The sequence below is a fragment of the Paraburkholderia sp. RL17-380-BIE-A genome, from assembly GCF_046028085.1.
Classification (GTDB): Bacteria; Pseudomonadota; Gammaproteobacteria; order Burkholderiales; family Burkholderiaceae; genus Paraburkholderia.
In genome coordinates this window covers 1-24844 of record NZ_JARESQ010000013.1, presented here as the reverse complement: position 1 = coordinate 24844, position 24844 = coordinate 1, and the positions used below count along the sequence as shown (strand labels likewise).

Below are 24844 nucleotides of genomic sequence, written 5' to 3'. Positions count from 1 at the left end.
TAATATATACAAAACGTCAACGTACAACGTTTTGTGTATTGTTATAGGGAAACCCCTTACTCGCTATCGTTTTTAACGCGGCACAGGGCTTCGGATATACTTCCGAGCAGAATGATCTACCTGGAGGTGTTTCTTGTCCCGCATCATTGCGACTCCCGGAGCCAGCACGGGCATGGCGGGCGCGCCAGCCGCCACGCTCGCGACGAACCTGTATGACCGCATTCGGGCGGACCTGCTCGACGGCAAGCTGGAGCCTGGGCGCAAGCTGCAGATCGAGTTTCTGTGCGATCACTATCAGGCGGGGCAAACGCCCATGCGCGAAGCGCTCAACCGGCTCACTTCGGACGGGCTGGTCGAGCGCCGCGACCAGCGCGGCTTCGCGGTAGCTGGCATCAGCGCCAGCGACCTGCGCGAAATCACGCGCACCCGTTGCTGGCTCGAAGAGGTGGCGTTGCGCGAGGCATTTGCGACACGCTCGGTCGAGTGGGAAGAACAGGTGGTGCTGGCCTATCATCGGCTGTCGAAAATACCCCGTTCGCTCAGCGAGAGCGAATACAAGGAAAACCCGGAATGGGAGCGGCTGCATCGCGCTTTCCACCGCGCGTTGATCGGCGGCTGTCAGTCGCGCTGGCTGATCAACTTCTGTGAGCAGCTTGCCGACCAGCTTTACCGCTACCGCCAGTTGTCGGTGCGTCGCGTCTACCCGAAACGGCATGAGCGCGAGGAACACCAGGCGATGCTCGAGGCGGTCGTTTCCGGCGATGCCGCCACCGCAATCGAACTCGTCACCTCGCATTACCAGAAAACCGCCGACATCATCCTGGCCGACGCGGACCTCTTCCCGCCGGTCAACTAAGCCCTCTTTGTCCACAGCCGGGTCATCGCGCAAGCGAAGGCCCAGCTCGCGCACGCGTACGCCGCACCCAATGCACGAATTGTGGATTTCCCTGGCTTTGTATATTTTTTGTTGACCTTCGATTCTTTATACACAAAACTCCTGAAAACCAAAAACGGCCGCAGCGCGGCCATCAGGAGACAAAATGAAAATCAGACAGGCGGCGCTGTCCGCACTTGCAGTGACCGCAGCATCGGTGACTCCTTCGGCTTTTGCTCAAAGCTCGATCACGCTTTACGGGATCATCGACGCCGCTGTGCAATACGCGAACACCGGCGGTCATACGGTGGTCAGGCAGGACTCAAGCTCCGTTGCGCCGTCGCGCTGGGGGCTGACCGGCACGGAAGACCTGGGCGGTGGCTACAAGGCGATTTTCAAGCTGGAAGACGGCTTTAATGTGAACACCGGCACCATCGCGGGCAACGGGGCGCTATTCAACCGGGAAGCGTGGGTCGGAATCCGCGGCCCGTTCGGCCAGATCCAGATGGGCAACAACTACACGCCGCTGTTCATCACCTATGTGAACTACTCGCTGGGTGAACTGAACACGCTGGCCTGGGGCAATGCCGCCAACAACTACGTGTTCATTCCGTCTGCCCGCACGGCCAACTCGGTGCGCTTTACGTCAGCGGTGGTGAGCGGCTTCACGCTGCGCGCGTTGTATGCGCGTGGCACCAACGGCGCGAGCGGGGTGCCCGCTTCACTGGGCGACACAGCATCGGCGGGGCTGAACTTCAAGGCCGGCAGCTTCTCGGCCGATGCGGATTATCTTCAGCAACGGTTTGCGCCCACCGCCACTCTCACACCGACCACCAGCGTACAGACCGGCCGCTACTACCTGTTTGCCGCTTCGTACGACTTCGGCTTCGTCAAGCCGTCCGCGCTTTATCAGATGCATCGAAACGCCGGGGGGCTCACCACGTCGATTTCGAGCGCCTTCGCGTCGCCGGATCACGATTTTTATGAAGTGAATGCGCTGTTTCAGAATGTGTTCGGCAGCTTCGGCTCGGTGCTGGTCAGCTTCGGCCAGTACATCCTCAAATCGAATGGTGACGGCGACTCGACTTCGTACGCGATCCGTTACGACTATCACCTCTCGAAACGTACGGGCGTCTACGCGGGTGTCGCCGAAGTTCGCAACCATAGCAAGGCGTCGTTTTCGGTGAGCAACGCGGGGGGACCCGGCATTTCGGTGGCTGCGGGCAAGAACATCACAAGCGGGATTGTCGGGCTCGTTCACATGTTTTAGTCGAAAGGTTGGACGCCCGCAGTCAGGTGATCGTATGTGCATTGCATGAGACGCACTGTGCCGCCGACTGAGTGTAGCCTGACAGAACGCCAGCAGGGCGTTTCGGCGGAAGGCAGCCGGAGTCGAACCGACCTGAGAGCGTCTGACGCCCTCAACTGGGTTTGAAGCCCAGCCGCACCACCGGATACGAATGCCTTCCTACGGTGATTGAACTACACGTCGCCGATCAAAATCGACGAAAGCCGATCAAAGCAGATCGAGCCAGCGACTATCCGCGCGCATCAGATGCAGCCCACGGTGGAAGCGAGTATACCCAACCCGGTCGAAGAATTCCAAAAGCTGAATAGCCCGTTTGCGCCCCAGTCCCGTCACATCGCGAAACGGTGCGGCTGCAACCGTACCGGCATTCTTTTGCGCCTCAGCGGCCGCAATCGAAGCCAGTTCCCGTATCACCTCCTGGTGATAAAACAGATCACGCACGACCTGAAACAATTCGCCTTGTCGCGCGAGCTTTCGCATGAGTTGACGCACGCGCTCTTCACCTACACCGTTCGCATTCGCCAGATCACGCACCCACGGCGGATCGAACCGTCCCGCTTTCACCGCTGGCAGCAGCGCCGCCGCGAGCGCGCGATCGGCGTCGTCGAGCGTCACTGTGTGGCCTGGCAAATGCAGCCAGGGCCCGCGTTTGACAATCTCACCACGCATAGCGGCATCGTCGACGAGCGCGCGCCACAACGCATCGTCCACCAACGGCGCCGCGATCCGCCGCAAGCGCGAGACATCCGGGCCCAATTCGTCCGGCGAGCGTTCATGGTACTCGGCGAGCGTGGTGGTCAATCGTGTATTGAGCGTTTGCCAAGGCGTATCAGCGACCAGCAATGCGTCCTCGCCAGGCATATCGACCACGTGCGTATCGGGCGGCAACGAAAGCGCAGCAGCCGGCATACCCGTCAAGCGTTCCAGCAGCGAGCGCGACAAACCATGCGGCGCTCTTGCGAAGATGGCGTCCAGCTTGCCGGTATCGAGCATGATCTGAAGCGCGTCGAGCCACGCGAGCCGTTCAACTGAACGACGCTTGCGCGACGGCGCGAACGGATCGAGCACATGGCCGCCGCCAATCGTGCGATCGGCCTGCGCGTTGCGCACTACGAAGCGATCGCCGGGCAGCGCACAGACCGGACGCTCGAACACCAGTTGAACGCGGGCACGCTGACCGGCGCCGAGTGTCTCCCCATCGAGCAACGCAACATGCGCAACCTGATGCTGCGTGCCCAGATGCACATGCAGCGGCGCCCAATGCTCCAGCGTGACCGATGCATCGGCGAGCAGCGTCAGCATGACGTCGACCCGCTCCGACGCCTGCGAGAGGCGTGGGTCGACGATCCAGTCACCACGATCAATCGCACTCTTCTCGATGCCCGCGAGGTTCAACGCGCAGCGCTCGCCGGCTCGCCCCTTCTGCGCCGCACGATTCTGCGCGTGAATGCTGCGCACGCGCACCGGTTGATTCTTCGGCGCGAGCAGCATCGTGTCGCCGACCGCCACGCTCCCCGATACCACCGTGCCGGTCACGATCGTGCCTTGGCCCGCGAGTGTGAAGACACGATCGACCGCGAGACGGAACAACCCGTCATCGCGCTTCATGCGCCATGCCGTGGCCGCCGCGAACAGATGCGCCTTCAGCGCAGCCACCCCGGGATCATCGGAATGCGTCGCGCAGGTGTCGAACACGGGCGCGTCCTCGAGCACACTGCCGCTCAGAAACGCGCTCACTTCGTCGTGCACTTCACGCAAACGCTGCGCGTCGACCCGGTCCACTTTGGTCAGCGCGACGGCGCCGCGCCGAATGCCGAGCAACTCGATAATGGCCAGATGCTCGCGGGTTTGCGGCATCACGCCGTCGTCGGCGGCAATCACGAGCAGCGCGAAATCGATACCGCTCGCGCCAGCGGTCATGGTATGCACGAGCTTTTCGTGGCCGGGCACATCGATCAGGCCGAGCACGTCGCCGTTGTCGAGCGGCACGTACGCATAACCCAATTCGATCGAGATGCCGCGCGCTTTTTCTTCCTTGAGACGATCCGTATCGACGCCCGACAGCGCTTTCACCAGGCTCGTTTTACCGTGGTCGATATGTCCCGCCGTACCGACGATCATGCGTGCGCGCCTTTCAGTTGCTCGATCAGTTGCGCTTCATCGGCGGCTTCAAGACAGCGTAGATCGAGACGCAACGCGTCGTCCGCAATTCGGCCGATGACAGGCCGCGCCATCTCGCGCAGCAGCTTTTCGAGCGCGAGCAATTGACGGCCACCTCGCTTGCCGTCCGCCATTCTGACGACGAGCCCGAAGCTCGGCAGCACATCGACAGGCAAAGCGCCACTGCCGATCTGACTGAACATGGGCTCGGCTGCCACCACATAGCGTTCGCCGAGCGCCCGCTGCAAGGCGGGCTGTACGCGCTGCGCAGCGAGCCGGATCTCGTCGGCGGGACGGGTGAGCAAGCGCAGCGTGGTGAGCCGCTCCGTGAGCTTCTCCGGCGTGCGATAAAGCTGCAGCACAGGCTCCAGCGCGGCGAGGGTCAGTTTGCCGACACGCAGCGCACGTTTGAGCGGATGCTTCTTGATCTTCGCGATCAGATCGCGCCGCCCGACGATCAACCCGGCTTGCGGTCCGCCCAGCAACTTGTCGCCACTGAAGGTGACGAGGTCGGCGCCGGCTTTGATGGTTTCACGCACGGTCGTTTCGCGCGGCAAACCCCATTGGCCCAGATCGACGAGCGTGCCGCTGCCGAGGTCCACGGCAACCGCAAGACCGCGTGCATGGGCGAGCGGCGCGATTTCATCCAGACCGACTTCTTTGGTGAAGCCGTTGATCGCGTAGTTGCTCGCGTGGACTTTCATCAGCAGCGCGGTTTGCGGGCCGATGGCTTCGTCATAGTCCTTCAGATGCGTGCGGTTCGTGGTGCCGACTTCGCGAAGCCTCGCGCCCGCGCGGCTCATGATGTCCGGAATGCGAAACGCGCCGCCGATTTCCACCAGCTCGCCACGCGACACGATGACTTCTTTCTTCGACGCCAGCGCGGAAAGCGTGAGCAGCACCGCAGCCGCATTGTTGTTGACCACGGTAGCCGCTTCGGCTCCCGTCAATTCGCAGATGAGTTCGTCGATCAGATCGTCGCGATCGCCACGCTTGCCGGTGTCGAGGTCGAATTCGAGGTTGGCGGGTTGCGTCAGCGCCTTCACGACCGCCTGCACGGCCTCGTCCGGCAGCAATGCACGGCCGAGATTGGTATGCAGCACGGTGCCGGTCAGATTGAAAACGCTACGCAAGCGCGACTGGTTGCGTTGGCGCAGCGCGGCTTCGACCGCGCCCTTCAGTTGCGCGGTGTCGAGCGCGCTCACGGACGCATCGCCCGACTGCGCGCTCGCGCGCCAGTTGTCGAGCGCCTCACGCACCGCGCCCAACACCTGCGTGCGGCCGTACTCGCCGATCAGCGCCACGAACTCGGCCGACGCCATCACCTTTTCCACTGACGGCACGCGCGCCATCAGGGCCCGCAATTCAGAGCCGCTTACATCGCTCACGAGGCAATCCCTTTTCTAGTCTAGTCGTGTCCAGTTGCTGCTAGTCGGACTCGCCGGAAGACTCCGCCGCACTGTCGGCCTGTTCGGGCCACAGCCACGGATGCGGCGACGCCCGCCGGTAACCTTCCGCGCCCATCAGCAGATCCAGCGTGAGACTGGCGAGATCGTCCGCGAACGGTTCGAAATCGTAGTCCTTCGACTGAATGCCGATCTTGCGATAAGTATGGCATTCGTCGCACGATTCGGCCTTCAGCGCGGCATTCTTCGATTCGGTTTCGCGCGTGGCTTCGTCGGCATCGGGCGAGCCGACCGTGTGATAGGCAATGCCCTTGGTCGAATCGCAGTTCGAGCACTTCGCGCGAACCATGTGCCATTCGGTCGAGCACAGCCCGCATTGCAGATAGCGGTAGTTATCATACGCTCCACCCACGCGCACGATGCTGGCCACCGGATGCGATCCGCACACGGGACACAAACCGAGGGTTTCGATGTATGGCACATCGCGCTTGTCGATATCGGCGGCAAGGTCGGTCCACACGACTTGCAACGCGGCGACGATGAACGGCGCGCTCGCCGGATCGACCTCTTCGAAGCGCTGCGCGAAGATCGCGTCGGCCTGGAATTCGAGCGCGGCGGTGTCAAGCGTGCGCAGGCGGGCGATCAGCGCTTCGAGCGGCGGCGTGAGCGGACCCGCTACCGCCACCTTGTCGAGCAGTTGGCGCAGCACGTCGCGCCATGCCGGATCACGCACGCCGGAAAGCGCCGGAATCAGCGGCATGGAGTGTTGCTGCGCGCTCGCGATCAATTCGGGGCTCGGCGGCTGTGCCTTGAAGTTCGCCATCACGGCTTGCTGCGCGTCGGCGAGCACCGCCATCAGGCGCAAATAACCGGCGATCGGATTGTGAAGCGCCGCGAGCTGGCGCAGGCGCGCAGCGCGCGCCGAAAACACCGCGAGCCGCTCCGGTGTGCGGATGCGCGGAATTGCCGAATGGTCGAGCGACTCGATATCGCCGGCTTCGAGAATACGTTGAACCACAGTATCGACCTCTGAAAACTGAAAAGCCGCCGCCCTTCATCGAACAAGGGCGGCGGCTCGGGTGCAGCACGCTTTGCATCGCGCTGCCTGGGTTGCCTGGGCGTGGCCCGCTATTTACCGATGATTTCCTTGAACCAGTTCGGATGATGCTTTCTCGCCCAACCGTAGGTCACGGTGCCGCGCGTCATGGCGCCGATCGATCCCTTGATCCACAACGCTGCATAGATATGCACGACGATGCCGACGATCAGCACGAACGCCGCCGCGGCATGCACCACGGCCGCGAGCCGGATAATCTCGATCGGAAAATAGAACGAGAAGTAGCGCCGCCAGATCACGATGCCGCTCGCCAGCAACAGCAGCAGGCAGATCACCATCGTGAAAAATAGCAGCTTTTGACCGGCGTTGTACTTGCCGATCGCGGGGAGCTTTTCCTCGCGATTGTTGAGCACGTCGTCGATCTGCCTCATCCACTGAATGTCGGCCTTGTCCAGATAGTTGTGGTGCCAGAAGCGCAACGCAAGAATCAGGAACGAGAGAAACATCACGCAGCCCACGAACGGATGCAGAATCCGCGTCCATTGCCCGCCGCCGAAGATCGCGTAGAGCCACGACATGGCCGGATGAAACATGGCGAGGCCGGAGAGCGCCAGCAGCACGAACGTGATGGCGGTGATCCAGTGATTCGTACGCTCATTGGGCGTGTAGCGCACGATCAGGCTGTTGCCCCTCACGTCCTTCAACTCGGTATGCTCAGGGTGCTTCATTGGATGCCTCCCGCGAACGGCGTGCTTCGTCGGCTTCGTGCTGGGCTTCGGCTTCTTCCGCCTCGCTCACCTCGTTCGGACCCACACGCGTGTAGTGGAAGAACCCGGCCACCGCCGCGAACGCGATACCCGCGAGCGCCAGCGGCTTGGCCAGTCCTTTCCACAGCCCGACCATCGCGCTGATCTTCGGATTCTGCGGCAAACCGTGATACAGGTTCGCTTTGTCGGCGTGATGCAGCACGTACATGACGTGAGTGCCGCCCACGCCGGCCGGATCGTACAAGCCGGCATTCTGGAAACCGCGTTCCTTCAGATCTTCCACCCGGTCGGCGGCCTGCTGCTTCATGTCCTCCTTGGTGCCGAACATGATCGCGCCGGTCGGGCACGTCTTCACGCAAGCCGGTTCCTGGCCGACCGCCACGCGGTCCGAGCACAGCGTGCACTTGTACGCGCGGTTGTCCTTCTTCGAAATGCGCGGCACGTTGAACGGGCAACCGGTCACGCAATAGCCGCAGCCAATGCAGTTTTCCTCGTGGAAATCCACGATCCCGTTCGTGTACTGCACGATCGCGCCCGGCGACGGACAGGCCTTCAGACAGCCCGGATCCTCGCAGTGCATGCAGCCGTCCTTGCGGATCAGCCACTCGAGATCGCCTTCGGTGTTCTCGTATTCCGAGAACCGCATGACGGTCCACGAATGCTCGCTCAGATCGCGCGGGTTGTCGTAGATGCCGGTCGTCGTGCCAACTTCGTCACGCAGATCGTTCCACTCCATGCAGGCGGTCTGACACGCCTTGCAGCCAATGCACTTCGACACGTCGATGAGCTTGGCGACCGTGCCCGTGACCGGCTCACGCACTTGCGGTTCAGGCAAGGTCGTGGCCGAGAGGCGTTTGATGTCCAGTGATTGCAGTGCCATCTCTTTTCCTTATGCCTTTTCGACCTTGACGAGGAACGACTTGAATTCCGGTGTTTGCGAATTCCCATCGCCCACGGAAGGCGTCAGCGTATTGACGAGATAGCCCGGCTTCGTGAGTCCCTTGAAGCCCCAATGCAACGGCAGGCCAACGGTCTGGACTTTCTTTCCTTCGATCATTAGCGGTTTGATCCGCTTGGTAACGAGCGCCACGGCAATGATGTGCCCGCGATTGGACGACACCTTCACGCGATCCCCGGCCACCACGCCCACTTCCTTCGCCAGATCCTCGCCGATCTCCACGAACTGTTGCGGCTGCACGATCGCATTCAGGCGCGCGTGCTTGGTCCAGTAGTGGAAATGTTCGGTCAGACGATAAGTGGTCGCGGTGTGCGGGAAGTTCTCGTGCGTGCCGAACGCAGCCTTGTCGTCGGGGAACACGCGTGCCGCCGGACTGCTGACCACCAGCTTGTTGTCCGGATGCAGCGGGTTGTAGCCGAGCGGCGTTTCAAACGGTTCGTAGTGCTCGGGGAATGGCCCTTCCACCAGACCGTCACGCGAGAAGAAACGCGCTACGCCCTCCGGGTTCATGATGAACGGATTCATGCCGTTTTCGGGCGGTTCGTCCACCTTGAAGTCGGGAACATCCGCTCCCGACCACGTCTTGCCGTTCCACGCGATCAGCTTGCGCTTCGGATCGAACGGCTTGCCGCTGACGTCGCAGGACGCACGGTTGTACAGAATCCGCCGGTTCGCAGGCCAGGCCCATGCCCAGTTGAGCGTGTTGCCGATGCCGGTCGGATCGGAGTTGTCGCGCCGGCCCATCTGATTGCCCGCCTGGGTCCACGAGCCGCAGAAGATCCAGCAACCGCTCGCGGTGCTGCCGTCGTCGCGCAACTGCGCGAAACTCGCCAGTTGTTCGCCCTTCTTCGCGAGCACCTTGGTTTTGTCGGTCGCGTCGGTGACGTCGGCGAGCGCCTTGCCGTTGAACTCCATCGCGATTTCTTCCGGCGTCGGGCTTTCCGGGTTGGCATACGGCCAGCTCATGTTGAGAATCGGATCGGGATACTTCCCGCCGTTCTTCTTATAAGCCTCGCGAATGCGCAGCCACAACCCCGACATGATCTCCAGGTCGCTCTTCGATTCGCCGGGGCCGTCCGCGCCCTGCCAATGCCACTGCAGCACGCGGCTGGAACTGACCAGCGAACCGCGTTCTTCCGCGAAACAGGTGGTCGGCAAACGGAACACCTCCGTTTGAATCTTCGACGGATCGACGTCATTGAACTCGCCGAAATTCTTCCAGAACTCGGACGTTTCAGTGGCGAGCGGGTCCATGATGACGAGCCACTTCAGCTTGGCCAGACCCGCGCCGATCTTCGCCTTGTTCGGCGCGGCGGCGAGCGGGTTGAAGCCCTGCGCGATGTAGCCGGTCATCTTGCCTTGATTCATCAGCTCGAAGACCTGCAGCATGTCGTATGACTTATCGAGCTTCGGCAGATAGTCGAACCCGAAGTTGTTCTCCGCGGTCGCGTTGTCGCCCCACCACGACTTCATGAAACTGACATGGAATGCGCGATAGTTGCGCCAGTAGCTCAACTGATTCGGCCGCAACGGCTGGCTCGCGCGCTTCGTGATGAAGGCGTCGAAGTCCTGCTCGGCTTCCAGCGGCAGCGTCATGTAACCCGGCAAGAGGTTCGACATCAGGCCGAGGTCGGTCAAACCCTGAATGTTCGAGTGACCGCGCAGCGCATTCATGCCGCCGCCCGCAATGCCGATATTGCCCAGCAGCAATTGCACCATCGCGCCGGTGCGGATGATCTGCGCGCCGATCGAGTGATGCGTCCAGCCGAGCGCGTACAGGATCGTACCGGCGCGTCCCGGCACAGCCGTCGATGCCAGCATCTCGCACACCTTGAGGAATTTTTCCTTCGGCGTGCCGCAAATTTTCTCGACCTGCTCGGACGTATAGCGCGAGTAGTGCTGCTTCATCAGTTGATAGACGCAGCGCGGGTGCTGCAACGTCGGATCGACTTTGGCAAAGCCGTCGTCGCCGCGTTCGTAATCCCACGAACTCTTGTCGTACTTGCGCTTCTCGGCGTCGTAGCCGGAATACAGGCCGTCGGTAAACGAAAAGTCCTCACGAACGATGAACGGCATGTCCGTGTAGTTCTTTACATACTCGTGCTGGATCTTGTCGTTGGTGAGCAAATAGTTGATCACCCCGCCCAGGAACACGATGTCCGAGCCGGTCCGAATCTGTGCGTAATAGTCCGCAACCGATGCCGTGCGCGTAAAGCGCGGATCGACCACGACCAATCTTGCCTTGCGGTGCGCCTTGGCTTCGGTGACCCACTTGAAACCGCATGGGTGTGCCTCGGCCGCATTGCCGCCCATCACGAGAATCACATCCGCGTTCTTGATGTCGACCCAATGGTTCGTCATCGCTCCACGGCCAAACGTCGGGGCAAGACCTGCCACCGTCGGGCCGTGTCAGACACGTGCTTGATTATCGAATGCGAGCATGCCAAGACTGCGGACAGTCTTGTGCGTCAAATAACCGACTTCATTGCTACCGGCAGATGCCGCGAGCATGCCGGTGGTCAGCCAGCGGTTGACCTTCTTGCCGTCTGCGGTTGTCTCGACGAAGTTGGCATCGCGATCCTCCTTCATCAATTTCGCAATGCGGTCGAGCGCGTCTTCCCACGAAATGCGCTTCCATTCATTCGAGCCGGCCGCGCGGTACTCCGGATACTTCAGACGGCTCGGGCTATGAATGAAGTCGATCAGGCTCGCGCCCTTCGGGCATAGCGTGCCGCGATTGACCGGGTGGTCGGGATCGCCTTCGATGTGAATGATGCTGGACTTCGCGTTCTTGGCGTTGTCGCCCAGTCCATACATCAGGATGCCGCAGCCTACCGAACAGTACGGGCAGGTATTGCGGGTTTCGGTTGTGCGCGACAACTTGTACTGACGGACTTCCGCTAACGCGGGCGTCGGTGAGAAGCCCATGAGGGCGAGACTCGATCCGGCTAGCGTGGTGGCGGAGACCTTCAGAAATTGTCGCCGGGACATATGGGGCATTGAATGGCCTCGGCTCTTTTTGGGATACTGATCATGATTATAGAGGCCGATATAAAGTCCTGCAGCGAGAACTTCTACCAACTGCGAGGCGAGCAAATATGAAGCGGAACAGCCGGTATCTCGACGCGGGGCATTGTTTTTGCTGAGTGTGTAAGTGACAAACCCACCCTCACTTGGATCCTTACCCACCCATGACCCACCATCCGCTCCATTCATCTCACGCAGGCAATTTTTGCAGCGCATTAAAACAGCGGCTGCCGCCAGCTGTCGCGTCATTTGCGCTCGGCTTGGCGATGTTCGCGTCCAGTCAATGCAGCCTTGCTCAGATCACTCAAGGCAGCGGCTCGTCGCAGCAGGAAAAGCGCACATCTTCAATGGGATCGGCGCCCGATTCGTCCGCGTCCATGGTTCATGAATCAAACAAGCCGCAAACGAAGGATGGCGGCTCGGCGAATTCACGCGGCAAGACCGCAGGGCAAGGACACAAGACGCAAGGCGCGGGCGGATTCGAGAACGGGCTCTACGGCACAGGGGCGGGCAGCAATAAATAGCGCGTCGACTCGCCGCGTCATGGCGGCGCGCTTTGCGCCGCTTCTCTGCGCGGAGAACGAACACCATTCATAATGCGGTGATTCGTAGCCTGAAATGTCCGCCACAATGACCGATACCCCCGCCCAAGCAAGCACGTCTCCCCGCCTGACCAGTCTGTCGCACGGCGGAGGCTGTGGCTGCAAGATCGCGCCTGGCCTGCTGGCCGATCTGCTCAAGCGCAGTGCACCATTGCCGTTCTTTCCCGACCTGCTGGTCGGCAACGACACAGCCGACGACGCCGCCGTCTACAAACTCAACGACGAGCAGGCGATCGTCGCCACCACCGACTTCTTCATGCCGATCGTCGACGACCCGTTCGACTTCGGCCGCATCGCCGCGACCAATGCGCTGTCCGACGTCTACGCGATGGGCGGCAAGCCGCTCATGGCGCTGGCCATCGTCGGCATGCCGATCAACGTGCTGCCGCACGACGTGATCGCAGCCGTGCTGAAGGGCGGCGAATCCGTATGCGCCGAGGCCGGCATTCCGCTCGCCGGCGGTCATTCGATCGATTCGGTCGAGCCGATCTACGGCCTCGTCGCCATCGGCGTGGTCGACCCGAAGCGCGTGAAGCGCAACGCGGGCGCACAAGCGGGCGATGTGCTGATCCTCGGTAAGCCGTTGGGCGTGGGCATTCTCTCGGCGGCACTGAAGAAAGACCGGCTCGACGCAGCCGGCTACGCGGCCATGATCGCCGCGACGACCAAGCTCAATCGCCCGGGCGCCGAGTTGTCGAAGCTCGACGGCGTGCATGCGCTTACGGACATCACGGGCTTCGGCCTGCTCGGCCATACGCTGGAACTGGCGCGCGGCTCGAACCTGACCGCCCGCGTGCGCTATGCGGACCTGCCGTGGCTGCCGGACGTGGTCGGCCTCGCGGAAGCCGGCATCTTCACCGGTGCTTCGGGACGCAATTGGGACGCATACGGTCGAGATATCGTTTTGCCCTCCTCATTGCCGGCGGCGGCGCGCACCCTGCTCACCGATCCGCAAACCTCGGGCGGCTTGCTGGTCTCGTGCGCGCCGCAAGCCGTCGACGAGGTCCTCGCCCTGTTCCACGCCGACGGGTTCGGCGCGGCGTGCGTGATCGGCGATATGGTCAGTGGCGAAGGCCGCGTCGAGGTGATCTGACCGAGCCGGCCGGCGCAAGCAATGGCCGGCGGGCGTATGTCCGGCAAGCTGTGCGGAATGCTCCGCCAGCCGGTATTTACGGCGCATGCGATAATTTCGACCTCCCCGCAGGCCTGTTTCGCCCCTAACTCCTTGAAAAACCTACTCGTCAGCCTCGAAAAAGCCGGTGATTTCGATGAAATCATCGATGTGCGCACGCCCCTCGAATTCGCGGAAGACCATATTCCGGGCGCGCTCAATGCGCCGGTGCTGAGCAATGAGGAGCGCGTGCTGGTCGGCACGACCTACAAGCAGGTGTCACCGTTCGAAGGCACGCGGATCGGCGCTGCGCTGGTCGCGCGCAATATCGCGCTGCATCTGGAAACCACTTTCGCCGACCGGCCGCGTAACTGGCGACCGCTGATCTATTGCTGGCGCGGCGGCAAGCGCTCCGGCTCGGTGACCACGCTGTTCAATATGATCGGCTGGCAGGCGCGTCAGCTGGAAGGTGGCTACAAGAGTTACCGGCGGGCCACGCTGGACACGCTCGACACGTTGCCCGCAACGTTTTCATACATTGCGCTGGTGGGCCCGACCGGCAGCGGCAAGACACGCCTGCTGGCGGCCTTGAACGCGGCGGGCGCGCAGACGCTGGATCTCGAAGCGCTGGCCTCGCACCGCGGCTCGCTGCTAGGCGCGTGGGCCGGCGTGCCGCAGCCGTCGCAGAAGCGTTTCGACACGCTGCTCGTGACCGCCCTGCGCACGTTCGATCAGTTACGGCCGGTATTCGTGGAAGCGGAGAGCCGGCGCATCGGCTCCGTCGCATTGCCGCTCGCGCTGCTCGACACGTTTCATCGGGGCCGCTGCGTCGAGGTGATGTCGAGCCGCGAAGATCGCGCGGCGTTTCTGCTGCACGACTATGCGCATCTGTTCGACGATCCCGAGTCGCTGAAGGGACAACTGCAAAGACTGATCGGCTTGCACAGCCGGGAACGCGTCGCGGGCTGGCAACGGCTCGTCGACGACAACCGGCGCGCCGAACTCGCGCATGAGTTGATCGAGCGGCACTACGATCCCGCCTATGCGCGCAGCAGCCATGAACATTTCGTTCAATTGCCGCACGCCCTGAAGTTCAATTTCCGGCCCAACGGCGCCGATGTCGTCGACCAGGCAAGCGCACTGCTTGCGCAGGTCGACAGCAGCGCGCTCACTGTCATCTGATTAAAACCAACGCTTAAGACCACCATGCAATCAACCCTTCGACAACCGCGCGTCGCGCTTGGCTGGATCGTGTTTCTGCTGATTGCCGTCGTCGGCCTCTTTTATGTGAAGTGGTTCCCGTACTACAACCGCGCCTTCGTTGCCGCGAGCCAGCACTCCATCGGCAAATCCATTCTGATGGGTACGTCGGCGAGCGCACCGGCGGCGTCATGGCAGGCGGCAATCGATTACGCCCTCGCCTACGGCAAAGCGATCTGGCAAGCCATGGTGCTAGGGCTGCTGCTCGGCTCGGCGGTGCAGGCGCTGATCCCGCCGCAATGGGTCGCGCGTGCGCTCGGCCGGACCGATTTCAGCAGCGTGGTGAAAGGCGGCCTGATGTCGCTGCCGGGCATGATGTGCACCTGCTGCGCCGCACCCGTCGTAGCGGGCTTGCGCGCACGCCAGGCGGCGCCGGGCGCGGCGATCGCGTTCTGGCTCGGCAATACCGCTTTGAATCCGGCTACGCTGATCTTCATGGGCTTCGTGCTCGGCTGGCAGTGGATGGGCCTGCGCCTCACGCTGGGCATCGTGATGGTGTTCGGCCTCGGCTACCTGGTGAATCGCATGGTCACGCCAAAGGAAGCCGAAGCGTCACGCGAAGCCATGGCGCAACTGATCTCCGCCGATGTGCCCAGCACGGCATTCGCACGCTGGGTAAAAATCCTCGGCACGATGACGTTGCGGCTCATTCCCGAATACATCGTGCTGGTGCTGATTCTCGGCGCAGCGCGCACATGGCTGTTTCCGCATGTCGGACCGGAGATCGACAACAGCCTGCTGTGGATCATCGCGTTGTCTATCGCCGGCACGCTGTTCGTGATTCCGACCGCGGGCGAAGTGCCGATCATCCAGGCCATGCTCTCGTTCGGCATGGCCGCCGGTCCGGCGGGCGCGTTGCTGATGACGCTGCCGTTGGTCAGCGTGCCTTCAATGGCCATGCTCTCCCGCTCTTTCCCGCGCCGCGTGCTGACGGTCGTAGCCTTGGCCGTGGCGGTGTGCGGCGTGGTCAGTGGGTTGCTGGCAGTCGCCTTGGGGTTTTAAAGCATGAAACGTATCGCCGCATTTGCAATGACGAGCTGGTCGGCCGCCGGCCTGCTCTACTTCGGCCAGCATTCGGTCGCGCTGATCGTGGTGAGCGGGGTCGTCGCGCTGGCGGGCTTCGATCTGCTTCGCCCGTAACAGCGCGCTGCATCCGCTCTGAAAAGGCGCGAGACCTGATTGCTGACGCGAAGGTCTCGCAATAGCGCTGGGCGTCGTTTCGAGCGGATACCTGTCCAGCGCCTGAACGATCGCACGTGCGCCACGCTGATGACGAGGTGGAGATAATACGGAAAGGGAAGACCGACAGGACAGCGGCACGATCAAGCAGTGCGCCGAGGTAATGCGAGAACCTGACAGTAGACGAAAGCGGAGCCGCTTTCGTCTACGTCAAGGATGCGTTGGTAGGCTCGATTGGATTCGAACCAACGACCCCCACCATGTCAAGGTGGTGCTCTAACCAACTGAGCTACGAGCCTTTAGAGGCGCGAATTATAGAGAACCTCTGCGCCCTGCACAAGCCCCTAACGCCACTTAAGTTGGCGAGCGCGTGGCAATCAGTTCGTGAGTGCCCACTCGGTCTGCGCATCCAGCGGATACACCGGCCGCTTCACGTGCTCGAAAGCGAACAGCCCGTAATCCGAACTCGTCACGCCGCGGCTGTCGCATTCCACCAGCGCTGCGGCGATCGGCACGAAAACCGGTCGGCAGTACATGCGCGATTTGAGCAACAGGAAACGCGCGCGACGCGGATCGATGCCGACGCTCTCGAATACGCCGAGGTCCCATGGTTCGTGCGTGCGCTCGGTGATCACGAGCTTGATGACGCCGGTGTCGAGTACCGCCGCGTGCCCCATGAAAGCACGCTGTCCGGTGTAGGTCGGGCCGCTGATGATGTACTCGCCGTCGGTCAGCGCACGCACCACACCCGTCACGGCAAGCGGCAGGCGCGGCGCTATCGCATCGCTCGCAACCTTGTTGCCGATGGTCACCGTCACCGTGCTGCCGACGCCGGCCGCCATCAACGCCGCGACCGCTTGCGGGTCGCACAACGGCCCGCTCACGATTCCATCGAGCTTCTGCTTCAATGCTTCTTCGAGCAGATCCATCGTGTCGCATGTGCCGCCCGACATGCAGTTGTCGCCATGATCGAGCAGGAGCACGGGCTTGTCGGCGTCTTTCGCGAGCGCCGCCGCTTGCGCGACGGATTCAGCAAGCGGCGCGCTGCGATACACGAAGTCTTCTCGCTCACTCCAGATCTGTCGAGCGATCCGCTCCGCCACCGCGTCTGCTTCGCCGCGCTCACCGTTGCCCACCACCACGACGCTGATACACGGCGCCGTGATATCGGCCAGCGAGAAGCCAGATAGCACCGACACCGCGAGCATGCCCTCGGCTTCGGCTGCGCGCGCGGCGTCCACGGCACGTTTCATCGCGCCTTCGGCAGTCGCGCTGCGCAGCGTATGCGTGAGGAGCGGCGGCTGGCGCCACGCAATCACGGGCTTCGCCTTGCCGTGCACCAGGTCGAACATCAGACGCGCCGCATGCGCGCCGGTCTCGTACATATCGACGTGCGGATAGGTCTTGAAGCTGACGATCACGTTGGCGTTGTCGATCATTTTCTGCGTGACATTGCCATGCAGATCGAGCGCGACCGCGATCGGCGCGTCCGGCAGCAACGCACGCACGCGTTCGAGCAGGTCGCCTTCACCATCGTTCGAATTCTCGGCGACCATGGCGCCATGCAGATCGAGCATGACGGCGTCGCAACCTGCCGCGGCCGACACGATCGCCTCGCAGATCGCGTCGTAAGCGGCGGCCTCAACGGGTCCGCTCGGATTCGCCGACGCCGACACGGGCGTCACGATCTGCGCATGCTCCTTTTCGGCGGCGTCGATGAACGCGGCCATCGCCGTTTGCATGCCTTTGTTCTCGTTGAACGCGTCTTGCCCATAGCTCGGGCCGTTACGCCCGAACGCGGCCAACGGCGTGGCCACCGGTGAAAACGTGTTGGTCTCGTGATTCATCCGCGCGATGAGGACTTTCATGCGTCTGCGCTCCCCGCTTTCTGCGCGGCGCTCAGCATGGCCTGCAACAGCACGTTGCAACCGGCTTCGAGATGGTCCGCGCGCGCGTCTTCGATCTCGTTGTGGCTGATGCCGTCTTTGCACGGCACGAAGATCATCGCCGCGGGCGCGACTCTCGCAAGATAAACGGCGTCGTGGCCGGCGCCGCTGATCACGTCCATCGACGAAAAACCGAGCGTGTCGGCGCCCTGCTTCACGGCGCCGACCAGTTCCGCGGCGAACGGTTGCGGCGGGAAATACACGACCTGCTCGACGCCTACCTCGATGCCGGCTCGCTCGCCCGCCAACGAGCATGCGGCGCGCAACGCGCTATCCATGGCCGTGAGCGTGGCATCGTCGGCGGCGCGCAGATCGACGGTGAGTGTCACGCGGCCCGGAATCACGTTGCGCGAATTCGGATGCACGTCGAGCCAGCCGACCGTGCCGCGCCCATGAGGCGCGTGATCGAGCGCAATGCGGTTGACGGCATGAATCAGATCCGCCGCGACGAGCAGCGCGTCGCGGCGCAGTTCCATCGGCGTCGGGCCGGCGTGCGCTTCCATGCCCTGCACCGTCACGTCGTACCAGCGTTGGCCGAGCGCGCCCTGCACCACGCCGATTGTTTTGTCATGTGCTTCCAGCACCGGCCCTTGTTCGATATGCGCTTCGAAGTAGGCGCCGACGGCGTGCGGCTTCTCGTTCGCGCCGGCATATCCGATCTGCGACAGTGCGTCACGCACCGTGACGCCTTCACGGTCGCGCTGTTCGAGTGCGTGCTCCAAGGTGAACGCGCCGGCAAACACTCCGGAACCCATCATCACCGGCACGAAGCGCGAGCCCTCTTCATTGGTCCACACCGCGACTTCCAGCGGCGCGAGCGTCCGCACATTGGCATCGGCGAGCGTGCGCAGCACTTCGAGACCCGCGAGCACGCCGTAATTGCCGTCGAACTTGCCGCCCGTGGGCTGTGTATCGATGTGGCTGCCGGTCATGACCGGCGGCAGATCATCACGCAAACCGGCACGGCGCGCGAAGATATTGCCGATCGCGTCGACCCGCACGCTGCAACCAATCTCCTTCGTCCACGCGATAAAAAGGTCGCGCGCCTCGCGGTCCAACTCCGTGAGTGCGAGGCGGCATACGCCGCCTTTATCGGTCGCGCCGATTCGCGCGAGTTGCATGAGACTGTCCCAGAGCCGCGCGCCGTCGACTCGCAGATCGGCGAACGTCGCGACGGTTGTTGATTCATGAACTTGCATCGATGCTTCCTCGTGTTGAAGACTGCTGCGCGTCAGACCACGCCGACGCCGAGATAACGGTCCTTGATCGAATCGTCCGCGGAAAAGGACGCGTTATCGCCTGAATAGACGATCACGCCTTGCTCGATGATGTAATGGCGGTCGGCGAGTTGCGTGCAAACTTCGAGGTTCTGCTCGACCAGCAGAATTGCCACGCCCGCCTCGCGGATCAGCTTGAGTTGCGCGACGATCTCTTCCACGATCACGGGCGCGAGGCCTTCCACCGGCTCGTCGAGCATCAGCAAACGCGGGTGATTCATCAGCGCGCGGCCGATCGCCAGCATCTGCTGTTCGCCGCCGGATAGCTGCGCGCCCCCGTTGGTACGCCGCTCTTTGAGGCGCGGAAAAATGCGGTAGATATCGTCGAGCTGCCACGGCGAATCTTTGCGTGCGCCAAGCCGTAAGTTTTCCTCGACCGTGAGCAAACGAAAGATACCGCGATGCTCAGGCACGAAACAGACACCTCGTGAGGCGATCTTGTGCGGCGGCAGGCCGCTGATTTTGGCGCCATTGAACGTGATCGCGCCGCGCTGCGGTGCCACGACGCCGGCAATCGCTTTCAGCGTGGTCGACTTGCCGGCGCCATTGCGGCCCAACAGCGTCACCGTTTCACCGTCGTTGATCTGCAGGGACACGCCTTGCAGGATATGGCTTTTGCCGTAGAAGCCGTGAATCTGCTGCACGTCGAGAATCATGCGCGGCCTCCGGTGATCATGTTGCCGAGATAGGCGCTGCGCACGCGCTCATCGCCGCGAATGTCGTCGGGGCGCCCCTCCACCAGCACACGCCCTTGTTGCATGACGGTGATCGTGTCGGAAATGTCCATCACGATACCCATGTTGTGTTCGATCAGCACGACGGTGTAATCGTCGCGCAAGCCGCGAATCAACTGCTTCATATCGTCGAGGTCGTCGATACCCATGCCCGAGGTCGGCTCATCCAGAAAGATCGCCTTGGGTCGCGCGGCGAGCGCCATGCCGACTTCCAGCCGCCGCTGTTGACCGTGCGAAAGCGCGCCTGCCGATACCTCGCTGAAACGCTGTAGTGCGAGCCGTTCGAGAACACTGTCGACAGTGTCCGAATGAGTGAGCGCACCATGCGGCGGCGTCCACGCATTGAGCGCGCGTACCGCGTCCACACCCTGCGCGGCGAGCCGCAGATTTTCTCGTACGCTCAGATTGGCGAACAGGCTCGTCACCTGAAACGAACGCGCGACGCCGCGCCGCACACGTTTATGATCCGGCTCACGCGTCACGTCGTGGCCGTCGAATACGATCTTGCCTTCGGTGATCGGCAGCGTGCCGGTCAACACGTGAAACAGCGTGGTTTTTCCCGCGCCATTCGGACCGATCACGGAATGCACCGTGCGCGGCATGATGTTCAACGTGACGTCGGAGAGCGCCGTGAATTTGCCGTAGCGCTTCACCACACCACTCGCTCGCAGAATGGCTTCGCTCATACGGGCTCCTTGTCCGCGGCATTATCGGCATTGGCGGATGATTGGCGGCGCAGCGATTGCCAGATGCGCTCGCCCAGTCCCCACAGCCCGCGTTGCATGAACAGGCTGACGGCGATCAGCACGATGCCGAGCAGCAACAACCAGCGCGGCCACAAAGTGGAGAGCCAATCGGCGAACAGCACGTAGAACGCGGCGCCTAGTACGGATGCGAACAGATTGCCTGTGCCGCCGATCACGGTCATCACGAGGATCATCTCGCTCGTGTGATAGTCGATGTTCGAGAGCGGCGCGATGCCGGTCATCAGCGCGTGCAGCGCGCCCGCGAGCCCGGTGACCGCGCCGGAGATCACGAACGCCATCAGCTTGAAGCGTTTGACGTCGTAGCCCACTGCGGCCGCGCGGGCTTCGTTGTCGCGAATCGCGAGCAACGTACGGCCGAATACGGAGTGCGATACGCGCATCAACAACCAGAACACCACGAGAAAGAGCACGGCGACGAAGCCGTAGTATTGCCACGGTGAAGTCAACGGCAAGAGTGTTTTGCCAAACAGCCCGAGCGCTGGGCGCGGGATGTCGAGTAACCCATTGTCGCCGCCGGTCAGATCGGGCGTGGTGTAGGCGAGGAAATAGAACAATTGCCCGAACGCGAGCGTCAGCATGACGAAATACGTGCCGCGCTGACGAATCGAAAACCAGCCGACGAGCGCCGCAGCCGCCGCGCCGATTACAGCCGACGCAAGCAACGCCACGGGCACAGGCAACGCCGTTTTGGTCAGAACCAGTCCCGCGCTATAGCTGCCCAGTCCGAAGAAAATGCCCTGCCCGAACGAAAGCAAGCCTGTGTGGCCGAGCAGCAAATTGCAACCGAGTGCGGCGAGCGCGAACACCAGAACTTCTGTGGCCAGCGATCCGGAGCGCAGCGTCAGCGGCAAAATGCAGACCACCAGCAGCGCAAGCAACAGGAAGCGATAGCGATGCAGTGAATGCTTCAGGCCCGGTTGAGTTCTTGCCGATGAAGCGCTTTGCACAATGGGCTTCGAGGAATCGATCATGCCGCCCTCCCGAGCAAACCATTCGGTCGCAACAACAGGACGGCGGCCATTGCGACGTAGATCATGAGTCGCGCACCTTCCGGCCACAAGGTACTCATCACGCTTTGCACGATCCCAACCAGTAGGCCGCCGACCAATGCACCCAAAAAATTACCCATTCCGCCGACCACCACCACGACGAACGCGACGCTGAGCGCTTCGATGCCCATGAACGGATCGACGCCGCGAATCGGCGCAGCAAGCACGCCGGCCAATGCGGCCGTCGCAGCGCCAAGCGCGAATACGAGGCTGAAAACGCGCAATACGTTGATACCGAGCAACGAGACCATCTCAGTCGATTCGCTGCCCGCGCGCACCGCACTGCCTAGTCGTGTGCCTTCCAGCACCCACCACAAAAGCGCCGCTAATACCGCCGTGAAGCCGATCACGAAGAGGCGGTATTTCGGATACACAAAGCTGCCCCAGATCACTACGCCGTTCAGCATGTCGGGCACGGCTACATTGTCGCCCAGCGGCCCCCAGATCAGGATCGCGCATTCCTGCACGACGAGTGCGAGACCGACCGTCACGAGAATATGGAACTCATGCTGCTGCGCGTAGACGTGCCGCAGAATCAGCTTCTCCACCACCCAGGCGAGCGCGCCCACTACGATGGGGACGACCACGAGCGCGGCCCAGAAACTCATCGACCATTGCATCGCCTGATAGCAGAAGTACGCGCCGAGCAGGTAGAACGCACCGTGCGCGAAATTCACGAAGCGCAGCAAGCCGAACACGATCGACAGACCGACCGCGAGCAGGAAATACAGCATTCCCACTCCGATGCCGTTGACGACCTGCAGGAGATAAACGTTCATGGCGTCCGTCTAAAGGATGGTGCGAAGGGGCACGCGCTGTGGCGCCGCTGTGCCGCGATGTGCATACCGCGCTCGCCTGCGCCAGGGCAGGCAGGCGTCAAGCCATCTTGCAACCGGTCTTGTCGAGCGGCAGGAACGACTGGCCGGAGCTCACGATATCCGCGTAGTCGTCGGCGTTTTTCATCTTGTTCTTCGCCTTGCCCTTCAGCAGATAATAGTTCTTCAGTACCTGGTGGTCGCCTTTACGGACTTCCTCCGGGCCTGTCAAACCGTCGTATTTCATGCCTTCAAGTGCGGCGACCACTTTCTTCGGATCGACGTTACCTGCTTTCACGATACCGTCGAGCAGAATCTTCGTGCAGATATAGGAGCCCGCGAGGCTGTAGTTGGGGTTCGCTTTGAAAGCAGCATTCGTGCGCTTGACCAGATCGCGGTTGAGCGGCGAATCGATGTCGTGCCAGTACTGCGCGCCGAAATAGACGCCTTCGCAAAGGTCCGCGCCAAGCGATTCGAATTGCTCGAGTCCGGATGCCCACGCCAACAGAATCGTGCAATTGTTCTTCATGCCAAAGCTCACGGCCTGGCGCAACGTATCGGACGACTGCGAGCCGAAGTTCAGAATCAGCAAAACGTCGGGCTTCGCCGCAACTGCGTTCGTCAGATAGCCGCTGAACTCCTTCTCATTGAGCGAGTGGTAGCTGTTGCCCACATGCTCGATGCCCTTCTCTTTGAAGATGGCCTTGGCGGCCGACAGCAAACCATCGCCGAACACGTATTGCGGCGTGATGGTGTACCAGCGTTTTGCTTTGGGCAGCATCTGGATCAGCGGACGCACCGTTTGCTCGATCGCGCCGTAGGTCGGCACCGACCAGCGGAACGTGGCGTCGTTGCAGTCCTTTCCGGTGATTTCGTCCGCACCTGCGGTGGTGATGAATACGCCCCCGGCTTTCTGGACTTCCTTGCCCATTGCCAATGCTTCGGAGGACAGAATACCGCCGGCAAAGAAGCGTGCATTCTTCTGCTGCGCGATTTCCTGCACACGGCGCACCGCAGTTGCCGGCTTGCCCTCAGTGTCGAGCACCGTATACGCGAGCGGTTGACCCAGCACCTTGCCGTACTGCTCGATAGCGAGCTTCATGCCGAGGTCGGCATATTTGCCGTTTGCCGCAAACGGCCCCGACATGGGCACCGGACAGGCGAACTGCAAGGTGCCAGCCTGCGCGAACGCGCTTCGCGCGACCAGCGAGCCCAACGTCCCCGGAACGGCCGACAACGCGGCCAGCTTCAACATATTTCGGCGATTCAAAATGACGCTCCTTAGGAAAGAGACACGCACTGACCGACTACGAAACTGCACGCATTGCGCGAACGACTAGATCGACTACTTGGCTTGCTGGCCGTCGTGAAGTTTTCCACCACACCGGCTTTGTTCTATTTATCATGATAAATAGGTTGGACTCGATCGTAGGTACAATAAATTCGAGTGTCAATAAGGCAAAATTCCTGGCAGCATGAGGCGACCTTCCGGGCTGCGACGGCGGCGGCGGGTCGATCGAGGATCGTGCAGGACAATCTAGGGAGCATCGACTATGGCCATGGACCGCGCCAAGGCTGGCGCCGCGATCGAGATCAAGCAGCAGAAACGCGGCGATCTGGTCGCGGAGGAGATCAAGCGGCTCATCACTGAGAAAGACCTGAAGCCAGGCGACCGGCTGCCTCGCGAGGTGGAGTTGCAGCAACTCTTTTCGGTAAGTAAAAGCACGATCCGCGAGGCGTTGAAATCGCTTGAAGTGCAAGGTCTCATCAAAGTGACCACGGGTCCGAGCGGCGGCGGCATGGTGGTCGAGGTGCCGCTCGATCGTACGTTACAACTTCTGCAGAACTACCTGTTTTTCAAGGATGTATCGATCGATGACATCTACACCGTACGCAAATTGCTGGAGCCCGAACTCGCGGCGGGGGCCGTGCCATATCTGACAGAGCAGGACTTCGAGGCACTCGACGCGAGCATTGCATGTTGCGATCGACCGGCTTCGTCACATGGCGGTCAGGACATCGTGCGGCAGCGTCAGGAAGACGTGAATTTCCACGATATCCTCGCGGCGGCGAATCCCAACCCGTTCCTGCGCTTCAGTTGTGAGCTGATCAACGAAATGATCCGGCAACTGATCGAGTTTCGTAACGATACTCCGCAGTCCGAACATGAGCGCTTTGGTCAGGCTAACGTCAAGATTCATAAAGCAATCACGAAAGCGGCACGTGAGCGTGATGCGGAGAAAGTGCGTGAGTTGATGGTGATCCATATGACCGAGGCGCCACGCTATGTGAAGCGAATGAAAGGAAAACTGCGTGGGCGTCTGATCCTGGATTCGGAAATTCGTCGGCGCGTACGGGCGCGAAGCGTGACGCCGCCTGATGAGGGCCATGACGAGTTCGGTGACGTTTGATGCAGGTTGCGGGCGGGTGGTAAATTGCAGATTGCAGATTGCAGATTGCAGGTGGCAGGTGGCAGGTGGCAGGTGGCAGGTGGCAGGTGACAGGTGACAGGTGTCGGGTGGCAGGTGTCGGGTGTCTGGTGTCGG

At 61.8% G+C, this 24844-nt stretch carries 21 protein-coding genes and 2 tRNA genes; 8 read left to right on the top strand and 15 right to left on the bottom strand.

The features are described from left to right. The first annotated feature begins 133 nt into the window (after positions 1-133). Together P0D68_RS21980 and P0D68_RS21975 are read left to right on the top strand one after the other, a co-directional pair. Positions 134-856, top strand: a complete 723-nt coding sequence (locus P0D68_RS21980) for a GntR family transcriptional regulator (protein ID WP_408302869.1) — start codon at positions 134-136, stop codon at positions 854-856. Between the two features lie 184 nt (positions 857-1040). Beyond that, positions 1041-2144 (top strand): porin, encoded by a 1104-nt coding sequence (locus P0D68_RS21975; RefSeq protein WP_408184782.1) that lies wholly within the window; start codon positions 1041-1043, stop codon positions 2142-2144. Between the two features lie 106 nt (positions 2145-2250). On the opposite strand, the gene P0D68_RS21970 is transcribed toward P0D68_RS21975, so the two are convergent. From P0D68_RS21970 to fdnG, 7 genes are all read right to left on the bottom strand, one after another. Beyond that, positions 2251-2343: transfer RNA gene (locus P0D68_RS21970), tRNA-Sec, on the bottom strand. Between the two features lie 47 nt (positions 2344-2390). Next, entirely contained in the window at positions 2391-4304 is a 1914-nt protein-coding gene (gene selB, locus P0D68_RS21965) for a selenocysteine-specific translation elongation factor (protein ID WP_408302867.1), read from the bottom strand. Continuing rightward, the gene (selA, locus tag P0D68_RS21960; protein WP_408302865.1) at positions 4301-5731 is read right to left on the bottom strand and encodes an L-seryl-tRNA(Sec) selenium transferase; all 1431 of its coding nucleotides are present in this window, start codon (positions 5729-5731) and stop codon (positions 4301-4303) included. The genes selB and selA overlap by 4 nt, the downstream gene beginning before the upstream one ends. 40 nt (positions 5732-5771) lie before the next feature. Beyond that, entirely contained in the window at positions 5772-6767 is a 996-nt protein-coding gene (gene fdhE / locus P0D68_RS21955; RefSeq protein ID WP_408302863.1) for a formate dehydrogenase accessory protein FdhE, read from the bottom strand. Positions 6768-6877: 110 nt separating this feature from the next. Further along, complete coding sequence (locus P0D68_RS21950) at positions 6878-7534, bottom strand: formate dehydrogenase subunit gamma (protein WP_091804199.1); 657 nt, start codon at positions 7532-7534, stop codon at positions 6878-6880. Then, positions 7521-8453: a formate dehydrogenase subunit beta gene (gene fdxH / locus P0D68_RS21945; RefSeq protein ID WP_007176169.1), complete on the bottom strand. Its 933-nt coding sequence runs from the start codon at positions 8451-8453 to the stop codon at positions 7521-7523. Before fdxH ends, P0D68_RS21950 begins: the two co-directional genes overlap by 14 nt. Before the next feature lie 9 nt (positions 8454-8462). After that, complete coding sequence (fdnG, locus tag P0D68_RS21940; protein ID WP_408302860.1) at positions 8463-11531, bottom strand: formate dehydrogenase-N subunit alpha; 3069 nt, start codon at positions 11529-11531, stop codon at positions 8463-8465. Between the two features lie 191 nt (positions 11532-11722). Here fdnG and P0D68_RS21935 point away from each other — a divergent pair, with 191 nt between their 5' ends. The 5 genes from P0D68_RS21935 to P0D68_RS21915 all read left to right on the top strand — a co-directional run bounded on the left by P0D68_RS21935 (position 11723) and on the right by P0D68_RS21915 (position 15671). Further along, positions 11723-12082, top strand: coding sequence for a beta-xylosidase (locus P0D68_RS21935; RefSeq protein WP_408302858.1), 360 nt, complete (start codon positions 11723-11725; stop codon positions 12080-12082). 106 nt (positions 12083-12188) lie between these two features. Then, the gene (gene selD / locus P0D68_RS21930) at positions 12189-13253 is read left to right on the top strand and encodes a selenide, water dikinase SelD (protein ID WP_408302856.1); all 1065 of its coding nucleotides are present in this window, start codon (positions 12189-12191) and stop codon (positions 13251-13253) included. A gap of 132 nt (positions 13254-13385) precedes the next feature. Next, positions 13386-14453: a tRNA 2-selenouridine(34) synthase MnmH gene (gene mnmH, locus P0D68_RS21925; RefSeq protein WP_408302854.1), complete on the top strand. Its 1068-nt coding sequence runs from the start codon at positions 13386-13388 to the stop codon at positions 14451-14453. A 24-nt stretch (positions 14454-14477) separates the two neighbouring features. After that, positions 14478-15533: a permease gene (locus tag P0D68_RS21920; RefSeq protein ID WP_408302852.1), complete on the top strand. Its 1056-nt coding sequence runs from the start codon at positions 14478-14480 to the stop codon at positions 15531-15533. Between the two features lie 3 nt (positions 15534-15536). Continuing rightward, on the top strand, positions 15537-15671 hold the full coding sequence (locus P0D68_RS21915) for a hypothetical protein (protein ID WP_286162130.1): 135 nt from the start codon (positions 15537-15539) through the stop codon (positions 15669-15671). Positions 15672-15932: 261 nt separating this feature from the next. On the opposite strand, the gene P0D68_RS21910 is transcribed toward P0D68_RS21915, so the two are convergent. From P0D68_RS21910 to P0D68_RS21875, 8 genes are all read right to left on the bottom strand, one after another. Next, positions 15933-16009, bottom strand: a tRNA-Val gene (locus P0D68_RS21910). A gap of 78 nt (positions 16010-16087) precedes the next feature. Further along, complete coding sequence (locus tag P0D68_RS21905; RefSeq protein ID WP_408302849.1) at positions 16088-17578, bottom strand: M81 family metallopeptidase; 1491 nt, start codon at positions 17576-17578, stop codon at positions 16088-16090. Further along, complete coding sequence (locus tag P0D68_RS21900; protein ID WP_091804216.1) at positions 17575-18855, bottom strand: Zn-dependent hydrolase; 1281 nt, start codon at positions 18853-18855, stop codon at positions 17575-17577. Before P0D68_RS21900 ends, P0D68_RS21905 begins: the two co-directional genes overlap by 4 nt. 32 nt (positions 18856-18887) lie before the next feature. Further along, positions 18888-19589, bottom strand: a complete 702-nt coding sequence (locus P0D68_RS21895) for an ABC transporter ATP-binding protein (protein ID WP_408184790.1) — start codon at positions 19587-19589, stop codon at positions 18888-18890. Next, the gene (locus P0D68_RS21890) at positions 19586-20353 is read right to left on the bottom strand and encodes an ABC transporter ATP-binding protein (protein WP_408184791.1); all 768 of its coding nucleotides are present in this window, start codon (positions 20351-20353) and stop codon (positions 19586-19588) included. Before P0D68_RS21890 ends, P0D68_RS21895 begins: the two co-directional genes overlap by 4 nt. Then, a complete protein-coding gene (locus P0D68_RS21885) occupies positions 20350-21405 on the bottom strand; it encodes a branched-chain amino acid ABC transporter permease (protein ID WP_408302845.1) in 1056 nt (351 codons plus the stop codon). The genes P0D68_RS21890 and P0D68_RS21885 overlap by 4 nt, the downstream gene beginning before the upstream one ends. Further along, positions 21402-22262 (bottom strand): branched-chain amino acid ABC transporter permease, encoded by an 861-nt coding sequence (locus tag P0D68_RS21880; protein ID WP_091804229.1) that lies wholly within the window; start codon positions 22260-22262, stop codon positions 21402-21404. Before P0D68_RS21880 ends, P0D68_RS21885 begins: the two co-directional genes overlap by 4 nt. 97 nt (positions 22263-22359) lie before the next feature. After that, positions 22360-23568 carry an ABC transporter substrate-binding protein gene (locus P0D68_RS21875; protein WP_091804232.1) on the bottom strand — a complete coding sequence of 403 codons (1209 nt, stop codon included), beginning with the start codon at positions 23566-23568 and terminating at the stop codon, positions 22360-22362. A 283-nt stretch (positions 23569-23851) separates the two neighbouring features. Between P0D68_RS21875 and P0D68_RS21870 the strand changes: the two genes are divergently transcribed. Further along, complete coding sequence (locus tag P0D68_RS21870) at positions 23852-24709, top strand: FadR/GntR family transcriptional regulator (protein ID WP_091804235.1); 858 nt, start codon at positions 23852-23854, stop codon at positions 24707-24709. Positions 24710-24844: the final 135 nt, after the last annotated feature.